The organism is Cognatiluteimonas sedimenti, from assembly GCF_022808325.1.
Lineage (GTDB): Bacteria > Pseudomonadota > Gammaproteobacteria > Xanthomonadales > Xanthomonadaceae > Cognatiluteimonas > Cognatiluteimonas sedimenti.
Genome location: NZ_JALGCL010000001.1, coordinates 1,065,953 through 1,072,331, shown reverse-complemented (window position 1 = coordinate 1,072,331; position 6,379 = coordinate 1,065,953). Strand labels below are relative to the sequence as shown.

The 6,379-nt window shown below is 65.8% G+C and carries 7 protein-coding genes and 1 pseudogene; all 8 read left to right on the top strand.

Annotated elements, in window-relative coordinates:
- A pseudogene (gene rpsL, locus MQC88_RS05140) lies at window positions 1-75 on the top strand (30S ribosomal protein S12); the annotation flags it as partial.
- An 85-nt stretch (window positions 76-160) separates the two neighbouring features.
- The gene (rpsG, locus tag MQC88_RS05135; RefSeq protein WP_243319638.1) at window positions 161-628 is read left to right on the top strand and encodes a 30S ribosomal protein S7; all 468 of its coding nucleotides are present in this window, start codon (window positions 161-163) and stop codon (window positions 626-628) included.
- A gap of 134 nt (window positions 629-762) precedes the next feature.
- Window positions 763-2,853: an elongation factor G gene (fusA, locus tag MQC88_RS05130; protein WP_243319636.1), complete on the top strand. Its 2,091-nt coding sequence runs from the start codon at window positions 763-765 to the stop codon at window positions 2,851-2,853.
- Between the two features lie 18 nt (window positions 2,854-2,871).
- Entirely contained in the window at window positions 2,872-4,062 is a 1,191-nt protein-coding gene (gene tuf, locus MQC88_RS05125; protein ID WP_243319635.1) for an elongation factor Tu, read from the top strand.
- A gap of 430 nt (window positions 4,063-4,492) precedes the next feature.
- Window positions 4,493-4,804 (top strand): 30S ribosomal protein S10, encoded by a 312-nt coding sequence (gene rpsJ, locus MQC88_RS05120; RefSeq protein ID WP_024891232.1) that lies wholly within the window; start codon window positions 4,493-4,495, stop codon window positions 4,802-4,804.
- A 10-nt stretch (window positions 4,805-4,814) separates the two neighbouring features.
- On the top strand, window positions 4,815-5,468 hold the full coding sequence (gene rplC, locus MQC88_RS05115) for a 50S ribosomal protein L3 (RefSeq protein ID WP_243319633.1): 654 nt from the start codon (window positions 4,815-4,817) through the stop codon (window positions 5,466-5,468).
- A 12-nt stretch (window positions 5,469-5,480) separates the two neighbouring features.
- On the top strand, window positions 5,481-6,086 hold the full coding sequence (gene rplD, locus MQC88_RS05110; protein ID WP_243319631.1) for a 50S ribosomal protein L4: 606 nt from the start codon (window positions 5,481-5,483) through the stop codon (window positions 6,084-6,086).
- Window positions 6,083-6,379, top strand: a complete 297-nt coding sequence (rplW, locus tag MQC88_RS05105) for a 50S ribosomal protein L23 (RefSeq protein WP_243319629.1) — start codon at window positions 6,083-6,085, stop codon at window positions 6,377-6,379. The genes rplD and rplW overlap by 4 nt, the downstream gene beginning before the upstream one ends.

Here is a 6,379-nt window from a genome sequence, read left to right as displayed (position 1 = left end):
TCGCTCGACGCCGCCGGTGTGGCCAAGCGCCGCCAGGCCCGGTCCAAGTACGGCGCCAAGCGCCCGAAGGGTTGACGGCTCCCGGCATCCCGCCGGAACCGCAGGAGCGGCCACGCTGGCCGCACTTCCAAGAACAGCATTGAGATAGGCGAATACAGCCATGTCCCGTAAAGGAAACACCCCGCAGCGTTCGGTGCTGCCCGATCCCAAGCACGGCAGCGAGACCATCGCGCGCTTCATCAACATGGTCATGTACAGCGGCAAGAAGTCGGTCGCGGAGAAGATCGTCTACGGCGCCATGGACGTGATCGGCGAGAAGAACCCGAACGCGCTCGAAGTCGTCGAGAAGGCGCTGGGCAACATCTCGCCGTCCGTCGAGGTCAAGTCGCGTCGCGTTGGCGGCGCCACCTACCAGGTGCCGGTCGAAGTGCGCCAGTCGCGGCGCATGGCGCTGGCGATGCGCTGGCTGATCGACGCTGCGCGCAAGCGCGGCGAGAACACCATGCCGCGCAAGCTGGCCGGCGAGTTGCTCGACGCCTCCGAGAACCGCGGCGGCGCGATCAAGAAGCGCGAAGAGACGCACCGCATGGCGGAAGCCAACAAGGCGTTCGCGCACTACCGCTGGTGACCTGCCGGTTCCCCGCCGCGTAAAGGCGCGGGAACCAGCTGCGGTGGACAACGCCGCATCCCCCAGCCCAGGCCGCCGCAAGGCGGCTTCGGCCTTCCGGAATCCGTCCTGCACGGAACAAGAGAGAGACTGACGTGGCCCGCACCACTCCCATCGAGCGTTACCGCAACTTCGGCATCATGGCCCACATCGATGCCGGCAAGACCACCACGTCCGAGCGCATCCTGTTCTACACGGGTGTCAGCCACAAGATCGGCGAAGTCCACGACGGCGCCGCCACCATGGACTGGATGGAGCAGGAGCAGGAGCGCGGCATCACCATCACTTCGGCGGCCACCACGGCGTTCTGGAGTGGCATGGACAAGTCCCTGCCGCAGCACCGCTTCAACATCATCGATACCCCCGGGCACGTCGACTTCACCATCGAGGTCGAGCGTTCGCTGCGCGTGCTCGACGGCGCGGTGTTCGTGCTGTGCGCGGTCGGCGGCGTGCAGCCGCAGTCCGAGACCGTGTGGCGCCAGGCCAACAAGTACAAGGTTCCGCGCCTTGCGTTCGTCAACAAGATGGACCGCACCGGCGCCAACTTCGACAAGGTCGTCGAGCAGCTGAAGTCGCGCCTGGGCGCCTACCCGGTGCCGATGCAGGTGCCGGTCGGCGCCGAGGACGGCTTCGACGGCGTCATCGACCTGCTGAAGATGAAGCGCATCCATTGGGACACCGCGTCCCAGGGCACCGTGTTCGAGTACGGCGAGATCCCGGCCGAGCTGCTGGAGAAGGCGCAGGCCCATCGCGCGTTCATGGTCGAGGCCGCGGCCGAGGCCAATGAAGGCCTGATGGACAAGTACCTGGAAGGCGGCGAGCTGAGCGAGGACGAGATCATCGCCGGGCTGCGCGAGCGCACCCTGAAGGTCGAGATCGTGCCGGTGTTCTGCGGCACCGCGTTCAAGAACAAGGGCGTGCAGGCCATGCTCGACGGCGTGATCCAGCTGCTGCCGTCGCCGTCCGACCGTCCGCCGGTGCAGGGCATCGACGAGAACGACAAGGAAGACACCCGCACCGCCGACGACAAGGCGCCGTTCTCGGCGCTCGCGTTCAAGATCATGACCGATCCGTTCGTGGGTTCTCTGACCTTCTTCCGCGTGTACTCGGGCGTGCTGAACTCGGGCGATGCCGTGTACAACCCGGTCAAGTCCAAGAAGGAACGCGTCGGCCGCATCCTGCAAATGCACTCCAACGAGCGCAGCGAGATCAAGGAAGTGCGCGCCGGGGACATCGCCGCGGCCGTGGGCCTGAAGGACGTCACCACCGGCGACACCCTGTGCGCCATGGACCACGTCATCACCCTGGAGCGCATGACCTTCCCGGAGCCCGTCATCTCGATGGCGGTCGAGCCCAAGACCAAGTCCGACCAGGAAAAGATGGGCATGGCCTTGGGCCGCCTGGCGCAGGAAGACCCGTCGTTCCGCGTGCGCACGGACGAGGAATCCGGCCAGACCATCATCGCCGGCATGGGCGAGTTGCACCTGGACATCCTCGTGGACCGCATGAAGCGCGAGTTCAACGTCGAGGCCAACGTCGGCAAGCCGCAGGTCGCCTACCGCGAAACCATCCGCAAGGCGGTCAAGGCCGAAGGCAAGTTCGTGCGCCAATCGGGCGGCAAGGGCCAGTTCGGCCACGTCTGGCTGGAGATCTCGCCGAACGAGCAGGGCAAGGGCTACGAGTTCGAGAACGCGATCGTCGGCGGCGTGGTGCCGAAGGAATACATCCCGGCGGTGGACAAGGGCATCCAGGAAGCGGTGGCCAACGGCATCATGGCCGGCTACCCGATCGTGGACGTCAAGGTGAAGCTGGTCGACGGCTCGTACCACGAGGTCGACTCGTCGGAAATGGCGTTCAAGATCGCCGGCTCGATGGGCTTCAAGGAAGGCTTCAACAAGGCCTCGCCGGTATTGCTGGAGCCGATCATGAAGGTCGAGATCGTCACCCCGGAGGATTACCTGGGCGACGTGATGGGCGACGTCAGCCGCCGCCGCGGCATCCTCCAGGGCCAGGACGACAGCCCGTCGGGCAAGATCATCAACGCGATGCTGCCGCTGGGCGAGATGTTCGGGTACGCGACCTCGCTGCGTTCGATGTCGCAGGGCCGCGCGACCTTCACCATGGAATTCGACCACTACGCGGAAGCGCCGGCGAACATCGCCGAGTCCGTCGTCAAGAAGAATTGATCAACCGAGGATATCGAGATGGCAAAGGGTAAATTCGAGCGCACCAAGCCCCACGTGAACGTGGGCACGATCGGCCACGTGGACCACGGCAAGACGACGCTGACGGCGGCGCTGACGAAGGTGGGCGCGGAGCGTTTCGGTGGCGAGTTCAAGGCCTACGACGCGATCGACGCGGCGCCGGAGGAGAAGGCGCGCGGGATCACGATCTCGACGGCGCACGTGGAATACGAGTCCCCGACGCGCCACTACGCGCACGTGGATTGCCCGGGCCACGCCGACTACGTGAAGAACATGATCACGGGTGCGGCGCAGATGGACGGCGCGATCCTGGTGTGCTCGGCCGCGGACGGCCCGATGCCGCAGACGCGCGAGCACATCCTGCTGGCGCGCCAGGTGGGCGTGCCGTACATCGTGGTCTACCTGAACAAGGCGGACATGGTGGACGACGCCGAGCTGATGGAGCTGGTGGAGATGGAAGTCCGCGAGCTGCTCTCCAAGTACGAGTTCCCGGGCGACGACACCCCGATCATCAAGGGTTCGGCGCTGAAGGCGCTGGAAGGCGACCAGTCGGAGATCGGCGTGCCGTCGATCGTGGCGTTGGTGGAAGCGCTGGACACGTACATCCCGGAGCCCGAGCGTGACATCGACAAGCCGTTCCTGATGCCGGTCGAGGACGTGTTCTCGATCTCGGGCCGCGGCACGGTGGTGACCGGGCGCATCGAGCGCGGGATCATCAAGGTGGGCGACGAGATCGAGATCGTGGGCATCCGCCCGACGCAGAAGACGACGGTCACCGGCGTGGAGATGTTCCGCAAGCTGCTGGACCAGGGCCAGGCGGGCGACAACGCGGGCCTGCTGCTGCGCGGCACCAAGCGCGACGACGTGGAGCGCGGCCAGGTGCTGGCCAAGCCGGGTTCGATCACCCCGCACACGGAGTTCGAGGCCGAGGTGTACGTCCTGTCCAAGGACGAGGGTGGCCGCCACACGCCGTTCTTCAAGGGTTACCGCCCGCAGTTCTACTTCCGGACCACGGACATCACCGGCGCGTGCGAGCTGCCGGAGGGCGTGGAGATGGTGATGCCGGGCGACAACGTGAAGATGAAGGTGACGTTGATCAACCCGGTGGCGATGGACGAAGGCCTGCGCTTCGCGATCCGCGAGGGCGGCCGCACCGTCGGCGCCGGCGTGGTGGCCAAGATCATCAAGTGATCCCGGGTCCCGCCTGCGGAATGCGTTGAAGCGCATTCCGCGGGGCCGGAAATCGGTCCGGGCGCGAGCCCGGGCGTTGCACTTGGCGGGCGAGTGAAGGGGTTGCGAAACCCAAGGATCGCCCGCTATAATGTTCGACTCACCGCGGCATTGCGTTCACCGGATGCCGCGGACCAGCGAAATGAGGCGCAGGAGGCGCCTCGTTTTCGCCAGGCAGGGAAATGCCGCGCGGCAGCGCTCCGTCCGTCCCGAAAGATAGTTCGGGGCATCGATGACGGGGCCGTTTGCGCGTATGCAGCTTTCTTCCCTGGCGGGCCGGGCAACCGGGCCGCCTTGCTTTTCGTCCCAGGTTGTTGATTTACCGATTGTTTCCACGGGGTTCGGCGCACCCAGCCGTCGGCCTTTCGCTCTTTACTTCGAGGAATTCCTCATGGCGGACCAGAAGATTCGCATCCGGCTGAAAGCCTTCGATCATCGCCTGATCGATCGTTCGGCCAGCGAGATCGTCGAGACGGCCAAGCGGACCGGCGCGCAGGTGCGCGGCCCGATCCCGCTGCCGACCAAGATCGAGCGCTACACCATCCTTACCTCGCCGCACGTCGACAAGGACGCGCGCGACCAGTACGAGACCCGCACCCACAAGCGCGTGCTCGACATCGTCGACCCCAATGACAAGACCGTGGACGCGCTGATGAAGCTCGAACTGGCTGCCGGCGTCGACGTGCAGATCAAGCTGACCTGAGGACGACACCATGACTGCGAAGAAATATTCGCTGGGCATCGTCGGTCGCAAGGCCGGCATGAGCCGGCTGTTCACCGAAGACGGCAAGTCCGTGCCGGTGACCCTGATCGAGGCCACCCCGAACCGCATCACCCAGGTGAAGACGGTCGCCAGCGACGGCTACAGCGCCGTGCAGGTCGCCGTCGGCGCCAAGCGCGCGGCGCTGGTCAACAAGCCCGAGGCCGGGCACCTGGCCAAGGCCAAGGTCGAAGCCGGCCGTGGCCTGTGGGAACTGCGCGTGGCCGACGACAAGATCGGTGACTTCGAGGTGGGCGGCGAGATCAAGGCCGACATCTTCGAGGTCGGCCAGATCGTCGATGTCCAGGGCGTGACCAAGGGCAAGGGCTTCCAGGGCACGATCAAGCGCTGGAACTTCAAGATGGGCGACGCCACCCACGGCAACTCGCTGTCGCATCGCTCGCCGGGTTCGATCGGCCAGCGGCAGACGCCGGGCCGCGTGTTCCCGGGCAAGAAGATGTCCGGCCACATGGGCGCGGTGCAGCAGAGCACGCAGCGCCTGCAGGTGGTCAAGGTCGACGCCGAGCGCGGCCTGATCGCGATCCGCGGCGCGGTGCCCGGTGCGCCGGGCGGCGACGTGATCGTGCGTCCGTCGAGCAAGGTTTAAGGAGAGATGACGATGGAACTCGCCATCAACAACAGCGACAAGAAGCTGTCGGTCTCCGACGCGATCTTCGGCCGCGAATTCAGCCAGGACCTGGTCCACCAGGTCGTGGTCGCCTATCGCAACGCGGGCCGCGCCGGCACCAAGGCGCAGAAGACGCGTTCGGAAGTCAGCGGCACCACCAAGAAGTCGAAGAAGCAGAAGGGCGGCGGCGCGCGCCACGGCGCCCTGACGGCCCCGATCTTCGTCGGTGGCGGCGTCACCTTCGCGGCCAAGCCGCGCAGCTTCGCGCAGAAGGTCAACCGCAAGATGTACCGCGCGGCGATCTCGGCGATCCTGTCCGAGCTCAACCGCCAGGGCCGGATCACCGTGGTCGAGGGCCTGGCGCTCGACACCCCCAAGACCTCGGGCATGGTCGCGATGCTCAAGGACCTCAAGGCCGGCCAGCGTCCGCTGCTGGTCACCGAGGAGGCGTCCGAGAACCTGTACCTGTCCGCCCGCAACCTCCGCTACGTGGAAGTGCGCGACGTGCAGGGCCTGGACCCGGTTGCCCTGGTCGGCGCCGACACCGTCGTCATGACCTCCGACGCCGTCAAGAAGATCGAGGAGTGGCTGGCATGAACGACGCCAAGCTCTACAGCATCATCCGTGCGCCGCGCGTGTCCGAGAAAACCGCGCGCCTGCAGGAAGTTTCCAACCAATATGTCTTCGAAGTAGCCACCGATGCGACCAAGGCCGACATCAAGGTCGCGGTGGAAAAGATCTTCGACGTCAAGGTCGATGCGGTCAACGTGGTGAACGTGAAGGGCAAGAGCAAGTCCTTCAAGAACCGCAACGGCAGCCGCGGCGACTGGCGCAAGGCATACGTGAAGCTGGCCGATGGCCAGTCGATCGACGTGATGGCCAAGGCCTGA